This window comes from Nonomuraea sp. NPDC051941 (genome assembly GCF_044593615.1).
On the sequence record NZ_JBIUCF010000017.1, the window covers coordinates 177,727 to 193,594 of the forward strand.

A 15,868-nucleotide genomic window follows, 5' to 3' on the forward strand; every position below is an offset into this window, starting at 1 on the left:
CCCCCGTCAGCCCGCGGCGAGGTCGCGGCGGCGCAGCCCGTACAGGCCGAGGATCGCCAGCGCCGCGGCGAGCACGGTCAGCACGACCGTGGCCACCGGGGCGAAGGACCCCAGCGGGTGCCAGGGCAGGTGGGACAGCACCGACGTGTTCACCAGCCACCCCGGCAGGTTCATGTAGGACCCCAGTACCTGCATGAACCCGCTGTAGACGAGCACCGCCCAGGCCGCGTTCACGGCCCGCGGGGCGATCCCGAGCAGCGCCGCCGGGACGGCGAGCAGCACCAGCACCTCGGGGGCGCGGATCAGGCTCGCCCAGATGACCTCTCCCACGAGGCCGGGCTCGCCGGTCGACAGGGCGGCCCCTACGCCGAGCGCGGCGCCGTACACCACCGGCAGGACGACCACGGCGAGCGCGGTGACCAGCAGGGACGACCAGTACCACGTCGATCTGCCGGTCGGCCCGGCCAGCACGGGAGCGATCCGGCCGCGCACCTCCTCCGCCCGCAGCCGGATGACCGACAGGACCGCGAAGACGCCGGTGTAGAGAGACCCGGTGAACACCATGAGGCTGATCCAGGCCCGCCCGAAGTCCGCGCCGGAGAAGATGGGGAGGTCGGTTTCGGCCATGCCCCCGGTCATGGCTCCCAGCACGAGACCGACGGCGAGGAACGCGGCTCCCCACGCGAGGACGGCCGCCTGCTGGAGCCGCAGCGCGAGCGTGAACGGCGAGCGCAGCCAGGAGGGCGCCGACGCCCGGCCGGGACGCGGGGCCACCAAGGAGGCGCCGAGATCCCTGCGGCTCGCCAGCGCGTAGGCGCCCGCGACCAGCAGCCCGGCGAGAACGACCGAGAGGCCGAGCGGCCACCAGCGCTCGTCGCCCAGCACCCGGGTCTGCTGCGACCAGCCGATCGGCGACAGCCAGAACAGCGGGCCGCCCTCCTCGCTCTGCAGCGCCCCCGCGCCGCGCAGCAGCCACGCCGTGAAGAGCACGAGGCCCGCGAGCCCGTTCGCGCCCCGGGGGTGCTCGGTGACTTGGGCGGTGACCGCGGTGACCCCGGCGAACAGCAGCCCGGTCGCGGCGAGGGAGGCGCCGAACAGCAGCGCGCTGCCGGCGGGGAACCCGATGCTGACCGTCGCGGCGGTGGTGAGCGCCGCGAGCGCGGCGTTGCTGATCACGGCGACGATCAGCGCCGCGGTCAGCTGGGCGTGCCGGCCCACGACGGCCGCCCGGATGAGCTCGGCCCGGCCCGTCTGCTCCTCGGCCCGGGTGTGCCGGGTCATGAGCATCATGTTCATGATCGCGGCGGCCAGCAGGAACTCGACCCAGTAGGCGGCCAGGAAGTAGCTCTGCGTGCTGACCTCGCCGAACAGCGGCCCGCCGAGCACCCTCATGAAGGAGACGCGGATCATCTGCGAGGCCGAGGCCAGGGCCTCGGGCGTCGGGACGACCGCGTTGACGGCGGCGTAGTAGAAGCGCGGGACGAGCGCCGTGATCGCGACCAGCCAGAGGGTGAGCTTGATCCGGTCGCGGCGCAGCGCCAGCCGTACCATCGCGCCGGTGCCGGTCAGGTGGCTGCTCCCCACTCTCGATCCGGTACGGCCGCGCGTCCCTGTGACCGTCGTGGTCATGCCGCCTCCTTGTGCGCGTAGTGCCGGAGCATGAGCTCCTCGAGCGTCGGCGGGTGGCTGACCAGCGCGTCGATGCCGAACGTGGTGAGGTGCCGGATGGCGGCGTCGAGGTGCTCGGCGTCCACGCCGAACCGCACGCTCCCGCCCTCGGTCTTCGCGTCGTGTACGCCGGGCAGCCGGTCGAGGCCGGTCACCGGGGTGGCGGTCTCGGCCACGACCGTCGTCCGGGTCAGGTGCCGCAGCTGCGCCAGCGTCCCCGACTCCACGACCTTTCCGTCCCGGATGATGGTGACCCGGTCGGCGAGGGACTCGACCTGGGCGAGGATGTGGCTGGACAGCAGGATGGTCCGGCCGGCGGCCTTGGCCTCGGCGACGACCTGCTGGAACACCGCCTCCATCAGCGGGTCCAGCCCGCTCGTCGGCTCGTCGAGGATCAGCAGGTCCACGTCCGCGGAGAGGGCGGCGACGAGGGCGACCTTCTGGCGGTTGCCCTTGGAGTAGGTTCGCGCCTTCTTCTTCGGGTCGAGCTCGAACCGCTCGATCAGCTCGTTCTTGCGCTGCTCGTCGAGCCCGCCGCGCAGCCGGCCGAGCACGTCGATGGCCTCGCCTCCGGTGAGGTTGGGCCACAGCTCGACGTCGCCCGGCACGTACGCCAGCCGCCGGTGCAGCGCGACGGCGTCGGCCCAGGGGTCGCCGCCCAGCAGCCTGGCGCTGCCGGAGGTGGCCCGGATCAGGCCCAGCAGGATGCGGATGGTGGTGCTCTTGCCCGCTCCGTTCGGGCCGAGATAGCCGTGCACCTCTCCGGGGTTCACGGTGAGGTCGAGCCCGTCGAGGGCGCGCGCGGGCCCGTAAGCCTTGACGAGCCCGGAAACGGCGATGGCAGGGGTCATGGGTTTCTCCGAATTGCGGTTCTCGTGGAGCCGGAGTTAGCTGAGGGAGCCGGTGATGCGCGCGTCGAATTCGCGGTCCGGCAGGGACCTGTTGAGCTGGAGGAGGGCTTCGGCCTGCCAGCCCACGGCGTAGCGGGTCTCCGGCCGGTCCGACTCGACGGCCTCCCGGATCGTCGCCCCGACGACGGCAGGGTCGGTGGCCTGGTCACTCTGGTGGCCCGCCGGCGTCTCGGCGGCGCCGGCCATGGCCTCGGCCATCTGCCGGTAGGCCCCGTTCCCGGAGATCTCCCGCAACTGCCGGGCGGTCCCGGCCTCGAAGTCGGTCTTGATGATGCCGGGCTGGATGACGACGACGTGGACGCCGAACTGCGCGGTCTCCATGCGCAGCGAGTCGGAGAAGGCTTCCAGGGCGTGCTTGGAGGCGTAGTACCAGGCGCCGAGCGGGAAGGCGAGCTCGCCGCCGATCGAGGAGACGTTGACGATCGTGCCCGAGCCCTGCTGCCGCATCGGCGGCAGGACGAGCTGGGCCAGCCGGGCCGCGGCGAACACGTTGACCTCGAACAGGTCTCGCGCCATCGCCAGCGGCGTGTCCTCGACGGCGCCGTGGACGACGGCTCCCGCGTTGTTCACCAGGACGTCGATCCGTCCGTGTTCGTCCAGGACGGTGTCGACGGCGCGCTTGAGGTCTTCTTCCTTGGTCACGTCCACCGGCAGCGGGCGGCCGCCCGCGTCGCGCAGCGCCGCCATCCTGCCCGCCCGCCGCGCCGCGCCGTACACGAAGTGGCCGGCGTGCAGGAGCTCGAGCGCGGTGGCGTGGCCGATGCCGGACGAGGTGCCGGTCACGAGGCATACTTTGGCAACCATGCCAGGCTGGGTCATGTCGGTTTCCCTCCGCGTGAACGGCGATCGTTCACGCATGGAGAAACGCTACGAATGCGTTCGCGGATTCGGCAAGTTACGAACGCCGTTGTCCCAGGTCAGAGCGGATTAAGTGGCGCAACGACGATGTCGGCAAATGCAACAATCCCCGATGCGGTGTCGCAATCAGGTCCGCCGGAGGCGATACTTGCGCCTGACGATGACGTGCCGGGAGGGCGCATGCCGGGAGGCCACCTGACGTACGACGACCGCCGCAAGATCTCGGAAGGGCTGGCGGAAGGGCTCACCTACGCGGAGATCGCCCGTCGCCTGGGGCGGCCGAGGTCGACCATCGGCCGCGAGATCGCGCGCAACGGCGGCCCGCACGGCTACCACGCGGGCCGGGCGCAGCAGGCGACCGGATGGCGCGCCCGCCGCCGGCCGGCCGCGCCGGCGAGCACGTCCGCGGGGGACGCGGGCAGGCGCGATCCCCGGGCGGTGCGGGAGTTCGAGGAGCGGCTCACGACGACGTTCGGGGGTGTGCCGACGATGGCGGCCAGGGTGATGGCCTGCCTGTTCACCAGCGACACCGGCAACCTGACCGTCACCGAGCTGACCGAGCGGCTGCGGGTCAGCCCCGCGTCGATCTCCAAAGGCGTCGGCTGGCTCGAACAGGTAGGGCTCGTCAGGCGCGAGCGGGACAACCGGCGCGAGCGCTACATCATCGACGCCGAGGTCTGGTACCGGGCGTGGCAGATGGGCACCCGGTCGATGATGTTGTGGACCGAGACGGTCCGGGAGGGTGTCGACATCCTCGGCGCCGACACCCCGGCGGGCGTCCGGCTCGCAACCGCCAGCCGGTTCTTCGAGCTCATCAGTGCCGACATGGCCCAGGCGGCCGAACACTACCGGCAGACCTTCGCGCCCACCGGGGACGTCCCGCGCTGACCGCCGTACGCGACCGACCGCCTCAGACCGCGGCTCGCCCGCCGTCCACCGAGAGGGTGGCGCCGTGGATGTTGGCGGCGTCGTCACCGGCCAGGAACACCACCGCCTTGGCCACCTCCTCCGGGGTGCTGGGCCTGCGCGAGGGGATGGCGGCGATCATCGGCGCCAGGTACTCCGCCATCGCGGCGACTTTCTCGGTGAACGTCGGGCCCGGCGCGACGGTGTTGACCCGCACGCCGGAGGGGCCGTATTCGTCCGCCCAGGACTTGGTCAGCGAGTGGACGGCGGCCTTCGTGGTGCCGTAGAGGGCGGAGCCGCTCGTGCCGAACAGCCCGGAGATGGACCCGAGGTTGATGATCGCGCCGCTGCCGCGGGCCGCCATGGCGGGGGCGATCAGGCCGGTGAGGAGGAAGGCGGCCTTGACGTTGACGGCCAGGGCCTGGTCGATGAGCTCCTCCGCCACCTCGGCCGTGGGGGCGGGGCGGATCAGCAGCGCCGCGTTGTTGACCAGGATGTCCAGCGGGCCGCCGGCCAGCCGGTGCGCGGCGTCGGCGAGCTCGCGGACGGCAGGCAGCCCTCCGGCGAGGTCGGCGCGGACGAACGAGGCCCGCCCGCCCGCCTCGGCGATGGACGCGACGACCTTCTCGCCCTTGGCCGCGTCCCGGCCGCTGACGATGACGTGGGCGCCCTCGGCGGCCAGCGCGCGGGCGATGGCCGTGCCGATGCCGTCGGTCGAGCCCGTGACCAGGGCCGTGCGGCCCTGCAGACGTGTGGACATGGTGATTCTCCCTTGCGAAAGTGCGGATTCGCGGTCCAGGATGCCGAGGCTAAAATGGACCAGCAAGTCCAATCTGGGAGGTCTCCATGCCCACGCTCACCCGCAAGGGGGCCGCGACGCGGCAGCGCATCCTCGAGGGTGCCGCCGCCCACATCCGCGAGTTCGGCGTGGCCGCCACGACCCTGGACGACGTGCTGGCCGCGACCGCCACGAGCAAGAGCCAGCTCTTCCACTACTTCCCCGGCGGGCGGGAGGAGCTGCTGCTGGCGGTGGCCCGCCTCGAGGCCGGCCGCGTGCTGGAGAACCAGCAGCCGGCGCTCGGCGAGCTGACCTCGTGGCCCGCCTGGCAGCGGTGGCGTGACACGGTCGTCGACCACTACCGCAGCCAGGGCCGCCGGTGCCCGCTCAACTCGGTCACCTCGCAGCTGGGCAACCGCACGCCCGCCGCCCAGGCCGTGGTCATCGAGCTCATGCGCCGCTGGCAGGCCGAGATCGCCACCGGCGTGCGGCACATGCAGGACTCCGGCGAGATCGACCCGGGCCTGGACCCCGACCACGCGGCGGCCGCCCTGCTCGCCGGCATCCAGGGCGGCGTCCTGATCCAGATGTCCACCGGCGAGGTCACGCACCTGGAGGCCGCCCTGGACATGGGCATCGCCCACCTCCGCGGCTCTCCCGCCTGAGGCCGCCGCACGGCTGGTGGCCGCCGTGGCCGGTGCCGTCAGATCAGCAACAGGGTCTTCCCCAGCGCGGTGCGGTGTTCGATCGCGGCGTGCGCGTCGGCGGCGCGCTCCAAGGGGAAGGTCTGCCCGATGACCGGCCGGACGAGCCCCGCGGCCGCCTGCGCCATCATCTGCTCCGCCCACCGCGCCAGGTGCGGGCCGAAGTCGAAGAGCTGCTCGATGCCGATCACGTCCACGTCCTCGCGTCGCGCGGGATCGACGACGGTGACCTCGCCGCTGGAGGCGCCGTGCACCGAGAACCGGCCGCCACGGGCCGTCACCTCGAACGCGGCCCGCCCGATCTCCCCGCCGACGCCGTCGAAGACCACATCCGGCCCGGCTCCGCCGGTCGCCTCCAGCACCCGCTGGGTCCAGCCCGGTTCGGAGTAGTCGACCGCGGCTTCGGCGCCCAGCTCCCGGATCAGGTCGAGCTTCCGCGATCCGCGGGCGGCCCCGACGACGCGCGCGCCCGCCGTACGGGCCAGCTGCACCAGCAGGCTGCCCACGCCGCCGGCCGCCGCCTCGATCAGCACCCACTCGCCGGGACGGACCTTGGCGCCCTCGATCAGCCCCTGTGCGGTGCTGCCGTCGCTGTGCAGGGCGACGGCCTCCGGCAACTCCAGCTCGTCCGGCACCGGGAACAGGTCCTCGGCCGCGGCCACGGCCCGCTCGGCGAAACCGCCGGTCTCCCCCGTCCCGGCGATGACCCGCCGGCCCACCCACGCCGGATCCACCCCTTCTCCGGCCGAGCTCACCCGGCCGGCCACCAGCCCGCCGGGCACGTACGGCAACTCCGGCCGGGCATGCCACTGGTCGGTGCCGCGCCGGATCTGCGTCTCGACGAACGTCACGCCCGCGACCGCCACCTCGACCACGACCTGCCCCGGCCCGGCCACCGGATCCGGCGCCTCCCCGGGCACCAGCACCTCAGGCCCGCCGAACCCGGTCACCCGAACCACCCGCATTACCGCTCACTCCTGCCCTCTTTCCGACATGACCCCCATAGCGTGCAACCTCAACCGGAATTGAGGTCAACCGGCGGGCAGCGGCGGTGACGGGCCGAATCAGACGGCGAAGACCTGGGAGTCGTCGGCGAACGCCTTGAACTCCAGCGCGTTCCCCGCGGGGTCGAGCAGGAACATCGTCCACTGCTCCCCCGCCTGCCCCTCGAAACGCACATAAGGCTCGATGACGAACTCGACGTCCGCCGCGCGCAGCCGGTCGGCGAGCCGGTGGAACTCGGGGATCGTCAGGATCAGGCCGAAGTGCGGCACCGGGACGTCATGGCCGTCGACCGGATTGTGGATCCGCTGCGCGCGGGCCGGCGCCAGGTGCGTCACGAACTGGTGGCCGTGCAGGCTCCAGTCCACCCAGGTGTCGGCGCTGCGGCCCTGTTCGAGGCCCAGCACCTCGCCGTAGAAGTGGCGCGCGACGGCCAGGTCGTCGACGGGCATGGCCAGGTGGAACCGGGGGATCGAGGTCATGGGGACTTCCCTTCTGCCTAGAATGTCCGAATGTTAACATCATGACAAACGCTCGCGGTAGGGGCGCTCGTGAGAGGCTGGAGCCATGAGTGAACAGGGCAGGGTGGCGCCGGCCCGCCGCCGGGGGCTGGCCGACGAGGTCGCGGACCGCATCCGGGAGGCCATCTTCGCCGGGACCTACGCCCCCGGGGCGCAGCTGCGGGAGGTGGAGCTGTCCGGCGCACTCGACGTCAGCCGCGGCCCCGTACGCGAGGCATTACTCCGGCTGGAGCGCGAGGGCCTGGTCCGCAGCGCATGGCACCGCGGCGCCACCGTCACCACGCTCTCCCCGGCGGACGTCGCCGAGCTCGACAGCCTGCGCGCCGCCCTGGAACAGCTCGCGGTCCGGCAGGTGGCCGCCCATGCCTCGGACGACGACCTCGCGGCCGTCGAGCAGGCGGCCGAGCGCATGAGACGCGTCGAGGACGAGCACGAGATGGTGCGCTGCGACATCGCCTTCCACGACGCCGTCTACGCCGCCGCCCGGCACCGGCGCCTGGAGGAGGCGTGGCAGGCCATCCGCTCGCAGGTCCACCTGTTCCTGCTGACCCGGATCGGCGTCCGCTCCGCGGACTACCTGGCGCACATCCCCGAGGAGCACCGGGAGCTGGCCACCGCCCTGCGCGCCCGCGACACCGAGCGCTCCCTGACGCTCTTCGCCGCCCACCGCCTCCACGCCTTCGACGTGCTCACCGGCCCGGACCCGAGGACCTGACCCCCGCCCGGGGTCGTCAGCGGGTGGACTCGCGGACCACCAGTTCGAAGGGCGCGGTGTGCTCGCCGGCCGGGCGTGACGGGTCCTGGATGCGGGCGGTCACCAGCTCGACCGCCTTCGCGGCCATCCACCGGTGGTCGGGGGCCACGGTGGACAGCGAGGGCACCATGTACGCAGCTTCCGGGATGTCGTCGTACCCGACGAGGCGGATGTCGTCGGGCACTCGGACGCCACGGTCGGCGAGGCCCCGGAAGACCCCCTGGGCGACGGTGTCGCTCACCGCGACCACGCCGTCGACCTCGAGACCTGAGTCGACGAGCCGGTGGGCCGCCTCGCGGCCCCCTTCCAGCGTCATCCCGATGACGGCGAACCGCAGCGCCGGATCGGGGTCGAGCCCCCGTTCGGAGAGCCCGGCGAGGTAGCCCCGGTAGCGGCGCGTCACCACGTTCACGCCGTCGAGGGACTCGCCGGTGACCATCGCGATCCGGCGGCAGCCGCGGTCGACCAGATGCGTGGTCGCCGCTTTCGCGCCTTCCTCGTTGGGCATGGCGACGTGGTCGAACCGCGCGGCGAAGTCCTGCTCGCCGAGCATCACGATCGGATAGTCGCCGCCGGTCAGCCGCGAGTCCTGGGGGTCGATCCCGACCGCGCTGAGGATCAACCCGTCGAACTGCAGGGTGGACGAATGGGAGATCGCGTCGATCTCCCCGGCCGCGGCCGCACCGGTCTGCTCGATCGCGACGTGGAAACCGCGTCCCCGCGCCTCGTCGATCACGTGGGCGGCGAGCTGGCCGAAGTAGGGCCGGTCGATCTCGGGAACGGCCAGCCCGATGACGCCGGTCCGCCCGGACCTGAGGGTCCGGGCGGAGACGTTGACGCGGTAGCCCGACTCGCGGATCGCTTCGAGCACGCGGCGGCGGACCTCGTCGCTGACCCCGGCGCGGTCGTTGATGACGTTGGAGACCGTCATCTTCGACACCCCGGACAGCTTGGCGACGTCGCCCATGGTGACCATGCCGCTCCTCAGGTCCTGCCCCTTCGGCCGGATCCGATCCGGCCGCTTCCGACTGTGGCCGCCGCTGCTTCGAGCCTACTGCGCCCCGCACGGGCGCCGGTTATGCGACGTCGACCTGCACGGTGACGAAGGAGTGGGCGGGCAGGTGCACCCGCACGCGCGTACCGGTGACCGTGACCTGCTCGTGGGAGCGCGGGGCGACGGCGGCGGGCGCGTCGGGCGTGTTGTGGGTCTGCGGCGCCCCGGCGGTGAGGATCCGCGAGACGACCCCGCCGACATCACCCCCGCGCAGGTCCAGCTCGACGTCGGCCGCGTCGGCCGTGTCCAGGTTGGACAGCGAGATGAGCACCTTGTCGTCCTTGCGGCTGGCCGACAGCGAGACGGTCGCCAGCGTGTCCGGCCCCACCTCGCGGGCGGGCACGTCCGAGAGGAGATCGACCCGCAGTGACGTGGCGTCCTGGTGCCCCTTGTTCATCTCGAACACGTGGTACGTCGGGGTGAGCACGAGCGCCCCGGAGTCGGGATCGGTCAGGATCATCGCCTGGAGCACGTTCACCGTCTGGGCGATGTTGGCCATCACCAGCCGGTCGGCGTGGCGGTGGAAGATGTCGAAGTGCAGGCTCGCGACCAGCGCGTCGCGCAGCGTGTTCTGCTGGTAGAGGAAGCCGGGGTTGGTGCCCGGCTCGACGTTCCACCACGTGCCCCACTCGTCCAGCACCAGGCCCACCTGACGGCCCGGGTCGTAGCAGTCCATGACGTTGGAGTGGCCGGTGAGGAGCTCGTCGGTGTGGGCGGCCTTGACCAGGGTCCGGTAGTACTCGTCCGTGTCGAACACCGTGGCGGCGCCCTTGTCCTGCCAGGTGCCCGGGATCGTGTAGTAGTGCAGCGACAGCGCCTGGTAGAACGGCTGGGGCCGGTAGGCACAGCCCAGGTCGCCCAGCTGCTTCATGAGCGTCTCGGTCCAGGCGTAGTCGTCGCTGTTGGCGCCGGCGGCGATGCGGTACAGCCGGTTGTCGCCGTGGTTGCGGCAGTAAGTGCCGTACCGGCGCGCCTCGGCGGCGTACTGCTCGGCGCTCATGTGCCCGCCGCACCCCCACGCCTCGTTGCCCAGCCCCCAGAAGCGCACCTGCCACGGCTCCTCACGCCCGTTGGCCTTGCGCAGGCGGACCATCGGGGAGTCGCCGTCCCGGGTGAGGTACTCGACCCAGTCGCTCATCTCCTTCACCGTGCCCGAGCCGACGTTGCCGCTGATGTACGGCTCGGCGCCGAGCAGCTCGCACAGGGCCATGAACTCGTGGGTGCCGAAGTGGTTGTTCTCCTCGACGTTGCCCCAGTGGGTGTTCACCATCGCCGGGCGCCGGTCCTTCGGGCCGATGCCGTCCATCCAGTGGTACTCGTCGGCGAAGCAGCCGCCGGGCCAGCGCAGGTTGGGGATGTTCAAGGCGCGTAGCGCTTCGACGACGTCCAGCCGGATCCCGCCGGCGTTCGGGATGTCGCTGTCCTCGCCCACGTAGAAACCGCCGTAGATGCACCGACCCAGGTGTTCGGCGAAGTGGCCGTACACATGTCTGCTGATCACGGGGCCCTTGACGTCGACATTGAGCACGGCGGACACGACAGCGTCACTCATGGTTAGCACCTTTTCTCGGTAAGCGGCGGCGGCTACTTTATCGATAAAGCATCGCGTGGGAAAGAGCCTCTTCCTTGCCTGCCGGCTCGGGAATCCTCGCCCGCTCGCCTATGTGCGACCGGCCCCGCGCTGCGTACGGTGAGGCCATGTGCGATCTGAACGCTGCGGAGACCCGCGAAATCATCGCATCACTCAGCGCGGTGACCGGCCTGTCCGGCCAGGTGACCACGCACATCGACGACATCGGCAAGACGTCGTACATGGACCACGAGAACCTGGCCGAGCTCCTCGCCACACTGCGCGATCGCGCCGAGGCGGCCAGGGAGTGGGTCGCCGCCAAGCCTCAGCAGCACGCGGGGCACTGACCTGGGCGCCGGCCGGTCCAGGGACCGGCCGGCGCACGTTCACGGTGCGGGTGACGCCACGGCGATGTGCGGGCGGCCGGTTATCGGGTGCGGGCTGATGTGCGCGCGTACGCCGAAGACCTCCTCGATGAACGCCGGCGTCAGCACCTCCAGGGGCGGGCCGTGCCCGGCGACCCGGCCGTCGCGCAGGACGACGACCTGGTCGGCGTAGGCGGCGGCCTGGTCGAGGTCGTGCAGGGCGGCCAGCAGGGTCAGGCCGAGCGAGCGGATCAGGTCCAGCAGCAGGAGCTGGGAGCCGACGTCCAGATGGTTGGTGGGTTCGTCGAGCACCAGCAGCGGCGCCTGCTGGGCCAGCGCTCGGGCGAGCAGCACACGTTGCCGCTCCCCGCCCGACAGCGTCGGCATCAGCCGGTCGGCCGCCCAGGCCATGCCGACCCGTTCCAGCGCGGTGGCGACCGCCGCGCGGTCGGCGGCGCTCTCCCGGTCGAGCAGCCGCTGGTGGCTGTGGCGGCCGGTGGCGACGACGTCGGCGGCGGACAGCCCGTCGGCGACCTGGCTGTGCTGGGGCAGCACGGCGCGGTGCCGGGCGGCCTGGCGGGGCCGCATCCCCCACAGGTCCTGCCCGTCGAGCCGGACCACGCCGCCGGACGGGCGCAGCGACCGGTAGACGGTGCGCAGCAGGGTGGACTTGCCGCTGCCGTTCGGTCCGATGAGCGCGACGAACTCGCCCGGCCCGGCCGCCAGGCTCACGTCCTCGACGATGGGGCGGGCGTCGATGCGGGCGCTGACGCCGGTCAGGTCAAGCCGCATCGGTGCCTCCACTTGATCGGCGGCGCAGCAGCCACAGGAAGAACGGAACGCCGAGCCCGGTGGTGAAGATGCCCACCGGCAGCTCGTTGGGCCGGTCGGCGATCCGGGCCGCCAGGTCCACCAGCACCAGGAACAGCGCCCCGGCCAGCAGCGACACGGGCAGCACGCGGCGGTGGTCGGCCCCGACGACGAACCTGGCCATGTGCGGGATCATCAGCCCGATGAAGCCGATGCCGCCGACCACGCTGACCACGGTGGCGGTCAGCAGCGAGCCGGCCACGAGCAGCCCGATCCGCAGCACCGCCACCGGCACGCCGACGGCGATGGCGGCCTCTTCCCCGGCCAGCAGCGCGTTCAGCGCGCGGGCCTGCAGGGACAGCCAGGCCAGGCAGCAGACGACGATCAGGGCGGGCACGCCCAGGTCGGCCCAGGACGCCCCCGCGACGCTGCCCATCAGCCAGAACATCATGCCCCGCAGCTCGGTCGGGTTGAGCTGGAGCTGCACGAACGTGGTGGCCGCCGCGCACAGGTAGCCGACGGCCACGCCGGTCAGCACCAGCCAGGAGTCCAGCAGCCGGCCCGCGCGCTGCGCCAGCACGTACACCAGCAGCGCCGACAGCAGGGCGGCGGCGAAGGCGGCCCCGGTGACGCCCAGCGTCCCGGCCAGCACGGCGCTGCCCAGCGCGGGGACCAGCACGGCCCCGAGCGAGGCGGCCGAGGACACGCCCAGCACGTACGGGTCGGCGAGCGGGTTGCGCACCAGGGACTGCAGCGCGACCCCGGCCACCGACAGACCGGCTCCGGCGAGCGCCGCGAGCAGCGCCCGCGGGGTGCGCAGGTCCCAGACGACCTGGCTGAGCAGCGGATCGGCCTGCGCGCCGCGCCCGGTCAGATGGGCCCAGACGACGCCCCAGACCTGGCCGAGCGGAAGGTTGACCGAGCCGACGGAGATGCCTGCCACCAGGGCCGCGACCAGCGCGACGACCAGGGCGGCCAGCAGCAGCCCGGTGGCGGGCCCGGAGACGAGGTGCGGGCGCCGCGAGGGCGCCGCCCTGGTCGCCGGTGCGGGTGTGAGGATGTCAGTCACCGGGGTGGACCACCTTGGAGAGCTTCTCCACGGCCACGGCGTTGAGCGGGCCGAGATACACCCCGTCGGAGACCACCGCGTACGTCCTGGACTTCGACGCGGCCCAGTGCGGGTAGGCGGCGAACAGCCTGGCCGCCTCCGCCTCGGGCTGCTCGTCCGGCGTGAACTGCCCGACCACGAGCACGTCCACCTGGGCGGTGGCGAGCTGCTCGGTGTTGAGGGTGCGGGTGGTGTCCGAGCTCTGCCCGGCGAAGGCGTTGACGCCGCCGGCCGCCTTGATCACGTCGTCGTAGATGCCGCCGGTCATCACGGCGGGCAGCCCGTTGGCGTTCATCATGGCCATGCCGGGATAGGCGATGAGGACCTTCTTGGCGGGCCGGCCCGCGACCCGCGCCCGTACGGCCTCGACGCGGGCGCGCAGCTTGCCGATCAGGTCGGCGGCGCGGTCCTGGACGTCGAAGACGCGCCCCAGCAGCGCGATGAACTCCAGCGAGGAGTTGATCGACTGGTCGCGGTAGGCGCGCTTCTCCTCGTCCGTGGCCGCGGGCTTGCCCATCGCGCAGTTGACCGGGTTGACCAGCGAGGTGATCCCGGCGGCGGCGAGCTGCTCGCGGGTGGCGAAGCCGTTCTTGGCGTCGAACCCGCCGGACCAGGTGGACACCACCAGGTCCGGCTTGAGCTTGAGCACCTGCTCGGCGGGGACGTCGAAGTTCTTGTTCATCGTCAGCCCGCCGGTCGGCAGCGCCTTGATCTTACCGATCATCGCGGGGTCGTCGGAGACGCCGTAGCTCTGGGCGTTGGCCAGGACGCTCTTGTCCAGGCCGAGCATGATGAAGCTCTCCACCTCGGCCACGCTGGTGCCGTTGAGGATCAGCACGCGCTGCGGCGGCCGCTGGAAGGTGACTTTCGTGCCGCAGTTGTCGAAGGTCAAGGGGAAGCCGGACGAGGTGGGGACGGCGGCGGATCCGCTCACGGAGCCGCCGGGGTCACCGCAACCGGTCAGGGCCATCAGCGCGCAGAGCGCGGCGGCCAGCGGGCGGCGCACATGACAGGGATTCATCGATGTTGCTCTCTTCGAGGTCGAGTCTGGAGGCACGCGAGACCGGCGCGGGTCACGACGGTGACCGGCGCATCGCGGCAACGCGCGGCGCCCGGGCGGCGCTACGGCACGCCCGGTGTCAGGCTTATTCGGGAAAAAGGCATGGGGAAACGGCCCCGGGAATCGGCGCTGACGGCCGACGCCGGATCAGGCGGTCCCTGCGTGCGCTCCAGGAGGTGCCCGCCCTACGAGGGCATGTCGGAGGAAGGCGCGAATGGGCGGGGTTTCGTCCTCACCCGCGTACGCGATCGTCCTCGGACCGGTGGCCGTGCACCCGGCCACCGTGAAGACCAGGACCAGCAGCGGGCGCAGCACCCGTCCGGCCACCTGCCGGACCAGGGCGCACAGGCCCGACTCGACCCACCGCAACCAGGCGGAGGTCAGCAGCACGCCCAGCGCGTGCATGACCAGCATCCCGAAGCTCGGGGAACCTCCGTGATGGAGTTGCGCCGCGCCCGGGACGGCCCCGAGGGAGGCCATCGTGTGGTGGGCGGCGCCCTGACTCAGCAGGACGTGCAGGACGACCTGCGACAGAGCCGTCGCGGGCAGGATGGCGCCCAGGCTGCGCTCACGCCCGGTCAGGGCCAGCGCGACCGGCAGCAGGAGCAGAAAGCCGCCCAGTGTCGACACCGCGTCGAAGTAGCCCCCGCCCGCCAGGTGCCCGAGCATGGCCAGGGCGGCGCACGTGGCAGCGAAGCTCGCCGCGCGCACCCACCGCACCACCGACAACGGACCCATCGCGGACAGATCTTCGCACACCGGTGCCGCCGTCCTCAGTTCAGGCGCCTCTCGCCGCGGACGATCAGGAGGCCACCCTGTATCCCGCCTCGACGATCGCCGCGCGCACCTGCGACTCCTCGAGCAGCGGGCCTCCGCTCACGGTGACGCGGCCCCCCAGCACGTCCACCTCCACCCGCTCGACGCCCCGCAGTGGCAGGACCTGTGCCCGGATCGTCGAGGCACTGCAGCCACAGCTCATTCCCTTAACCGCGACGGACAGGGTCATTGGCGCGAACCTTTCCCGTAATACCACCAGGCGCGCTCACGGCTCGCCTTTAGGTGGGATACGCAGGTTCCTGAGGCTGGGTTCAAGCGACAGGCAATGTTTTTTAAGATCCAAATTCCGTATATACGAATTCTCGATCACATGGCACTATGACCGGGTGCATGTCGGCCAGCCCTTCTTGCGCGCAATACGCGCCGCGGTGTTCGCGGCGGTCTGCGTGCTGGTTTCGGCTGCCCTGCACGGACTGGCCGGCGGCGATCCGGTGCGCGCGGGCACGTTGCTCGGCGCGCTCGCACTGACCTGGACGGGCGCGTTCCTGCTCGCCGGCCGCCAGCGTGGCATGGAGGTGCTGCTCGCGGCCTGCTTCGCCGCCCAGTACGGCATGCATCTGCTGTTCGGCGCGGGCGCCGCCGACGTGCCGCCGCCTCATGAGCACACCACGGGCGTGGGCATGTTCCTGGTGCACGGCATGACGGCGGTCATCTCGGCCTGGTGGCTGGCGCGGGGCGAGTGCGCGCTGGCCGCGCTGCTCCATCTCGCCGTCGCGTCCGTCGGCCGCTGGTGGTGCGTCCTTTCGGTCCTGACGGGCGGGCTGGTCGAGCCGAGCCCGTACGGTGGCCGACCGGCAGCGTGGGACGACCACGACGCCTTCCTCCAGCGCCTGTTCGCGGCGGCGAACTTCCGGCGGGGCCCGCCGGCGCGTCTCTCCCTCATCTGATCCTTTCCGGGCCACCGGCCCGTGTTCCGCCACGCCCGGTGAACGGCGCGGCGGACCTCGAATCCTTGTCGAGAG

General features: G+C 72.0%; 18 protein-coding genes. 5 read left to right on the plus strand and 13 right to left on the minus strand.

Features of this window, described 5'->3' with window-relative positions; translation table 11 throughout:
• Window positions 1-6: 6 nt before the first annotated feature.
• The 3 genes from ACIHFD_RS28195 to ACIHFD_RS28205 are packed head-to-tail and all read right to left on the minus strand — an operon-like array spanning window position 7 to window position 3,437.
• Window positions 7-1,629 (minus strand): ABC transporter permease, encoded by a 1,623-nt coding sequence (locus ACIHFD_RS28195; RefSeq protein ID WP_397369400.1) that lies wholly within the window; start codon window positions 1,627-1,629, stop codon window positions 7-9.
• Window positions 1,626-2,519 (minus strand): ATP-binding cassette domain-containing protein, encoded by an 894-nt coding sequence (locus tag ACIHFD_RS28200; RefSeq protein WP_397369401.1) that lies wholly within the window; start codon window positions 2,517-2,519, stop codon window positions 1,626-1,628. Before ACIHFD_RS28200 ends, ACIHFD_RS28195 begins: the two co-directional genes overlap by 4 nt.
• A gap of 36 nt (window positions 2,520-2,555) precedes the next feature.
• Window positions 2,556-3,437, minus strand: a complete 882-nt coding sequence (locus ACIHFD_RS28205) for an oxidoreductase (RefSeq protein WP_397369402.1) — start codon at window positions 3,435-3,437, stop codon at window positions 2,556-2,558.
• 180 nt (window positions 3,438-3,617) lie between these two features.
• Here ACIHFD_RS28205 and ACIHFD_RS28210 point away from each other — a divergent pair, with 180 nt between their 5' ends.
• Window positions 3,618-4,325 carry a helix-turn-helix domain-containing protein gene (locus tag ACIHFD_RS28210; protein WP_397369403.1) on the plus strand — a complete coding sequence of 236 codons (708 nt, stop codon included), beginning with the start codon at window positions 3,618-3,620 and terminating at the stop codon, window positions 4,323-4,325.
• Between the two features lie 22 nt (window positions 4,326-4,347).
• Here ACIHFD_RS28210 and ACIHFD_RS28215 read toward each other — a convergent pair whose 3' ends face one another.
• Window positions 4,348-5,103, minus strand: coding sequence for an SDR family NAD(P)-dependent oxidoreductase (locus ACIHFD_RS28215; RefSeq protein WP_397369404.1), 756 nt, complete (start codon window positions 5,101-5,103; stop codon window positions 4,348-4,350).
• A gap of 86 nt (window positions 5,104-5,189) precedes the next feature.
• Here ACIHFD_RS28215 and ACIHFD_RS28220 point away from each other — a divergent pair, with 86 nt between their 5' ends.
• Complete coding sequence (locus tag ACIHFD_RS28220) at window positions 5,190-5,786, plus strand: TetR/AcrR family transcriptional regulator (protein WP_397369405.1); 597 nt, start codon at window positions 5,190-5,192, stop codon at window positions 5,784-5,786.
• Between the two features lie 38 nt (window positions 5,787-5,824).
• On the opposite strand, the gene ACIHFD_RS28225 is transcribed toward ACIHFD_RS28220, so the two are convergent.
• Together ACIHFD_RS28225 and ACIHFD_RS28230 are read right to left on the minus strand one after the other, a co-directional pair.
• A complete protein-coding gene (locus ACIHFD_RS28225) occupies window positions 5,825-6,790 on the minus strand; it encodes a zinc-binding dehydrogenase (RefSeq protein WP_397369406.1) in 966 nt (321 codons plus the stop codon).
• A gap of 99 nt (window positions 6,791-6,889) precedes the next feature.
• A complete protein-coding gene (locus ACIHFD_RS28230) occupies window positions 6,890-7,309 on the minus strand; it encodes a VOC family protein (protein WP_397369407.1) in 420 nt (139 codons plus the stop codon).
• A gap of 85 nt (window positions 7,310-7,394) precedes the next feature.
• On the opposite strand from ACIHFD_RS28230, the gene ACIHFD_RS28235 reads away from it, so the two are divergent.
• A complete protein-coding gene (locus ACIHFD_RS28235) occupies window positions 7,395-8,063 on the plus strand; it encodes a GntR family transcriptional regulator (RefSeq protein ID WP_397369408.1) in 669 nt (222 codons plus the stop codon).
• A gap of 16 nt (window positions 8,064-8,079) precedes the next feature.
• Here ACIHFD_RS28235 and ACIHFD_RS28240 read toward each other — a convergent pair whose 3' ends face one another.
• The gene (locus ACIHFD_RS28240; protein ID WP_397369410.1) at window positions 8,080-9,078 is read right to left on the minus strand and encodes a LacI family DNA-binding transcriptional regulator; all 999 of its coding nucleotides are present in this window, start codon (window positions 9,076-9,078) and stop codon (window positions 8,080-8,082) included.
• 100 nt (window positions 9,079-9,178) lie between these two features.
• Window positions 9,179-10,708 carry an alpha-N-arabinofuranosidase gene (locus ACIHFD_RS28245; protein ID WP_397369411.1) on the minus strand — a complete coding sequence of 510 codons (1,530 nt, stop codon included), beginning with the start codon at window positions 10,706-10,708 and terminating at the stop codon, window positions 9,179-9,181.
• Between the two features lie 146 nt (window positions 10,709-10,854).
• Here ACIHFD_RS28245 and ACIHFD_RS28250 point away from each other — a divergent pair, with 146 nt between their 5' ends.
• On the plus strand, window positions 10,855-11,073 hold the full coding sequence (locus ACIHFD_RS28250; protein WP_357736843.1) for a hypothetical protein: 219 nt from the start codon (window positions 10,855-10,857) through the stop codon (window positions 11,071-11,073).
• A 39-nt stretch (window positions 11,074-11,112) separates the two neighbouring features.
• On the opposite strand, the gene ACIHFD_RS28255 is transcribed toward ACIHFD_RS28250, so the two are convergent.
• The 5 genes from ACIHFD_RS28255 to ACIHFD_RS28275 form a co-directional block, all read right to left on the minus strand.
• A complete protein-coding gene (locus ACIHFD_RS28255; protein ID WP_397369412.1) occupies window positions 11,113-11,883 on the minus strand; it encodes an ABC transporter ATP-binding protein in 771 nt (256 codons plus the stop codon).
• Window positions 11,873-12,970: a FecCD family ABC transporter permease gene (locus ACIHFD_RS28260; RefSeq protein WP_397369413.1), complete on the minus strand. Its 1,098-nt coding sequence runs from the start codon at window positions 12,968-12,970 to the stop codon at window positions 11,873-11,875. The genes ACIHFD_RS28255 and ACIHFD_RS28260 overlap by 11 nt, the downstream gene beginning before the upstream one ends.
• Window positions 12,963-14,030: an ABC transporter substrate-binding protein gene (locus ACIHFD_RS28265; RefSeq protein ID WP_397369414.1), complete on the minus strand. Its 1,068-nt coding sequence runs from the start codon at window positions 14,028-14,030 to the stop codon at window positions 12,963-12,965. The genes ACIHFD_RS28260 and ACIHFD_RS28265 overlap by 8 nt, the downstream gene beginning before the upstream one ends.
• A gap of 186 nt (window positions 14,031-14,216) precedes the next feature.
• A complete protein-coding gene (locus ACIHFD_RS28270) occupies window positions 14,217-14,828 on the minus strand; it encodes a hypothetical protein (protein WP_397369415.1) in 612 nt (203 codons plus the stop codon).
• A gap of 43 nt (window positions 14,829-14,871) precedes the next feature.
• Window positions 14,872-15,075 (minus strand): heavy metal-associated domain-containing protein, encoded by a 204-nt coding sequence (locus tag ACIHFD_RS28275; RefSeq protein WP_350735069.1) that lies wholly within the window; start codon window positions 15,073-15,075, stop codon window positions 14,872-14,874.
• Window positions 15,076-15,253: 178 nt separating this feature from the next.
• Here ACIHFD_RS28275 and ACIHFD_RS28280 point away from each other — a divergent pair, with 178 nt between their 5' ends.
• Window positions 15,254-15,793, plus strand: a complete 540-nt coding sequence (locus tag ACIHFD_RS28280; protein WP_397369416.1) for a hypothetical protein — start codon at window positions 15,254-15,256, stop codon at window positions 15,791-15,793.
• Window positions 15,794-15,868 lie beyond the last annotated feature (75 nt).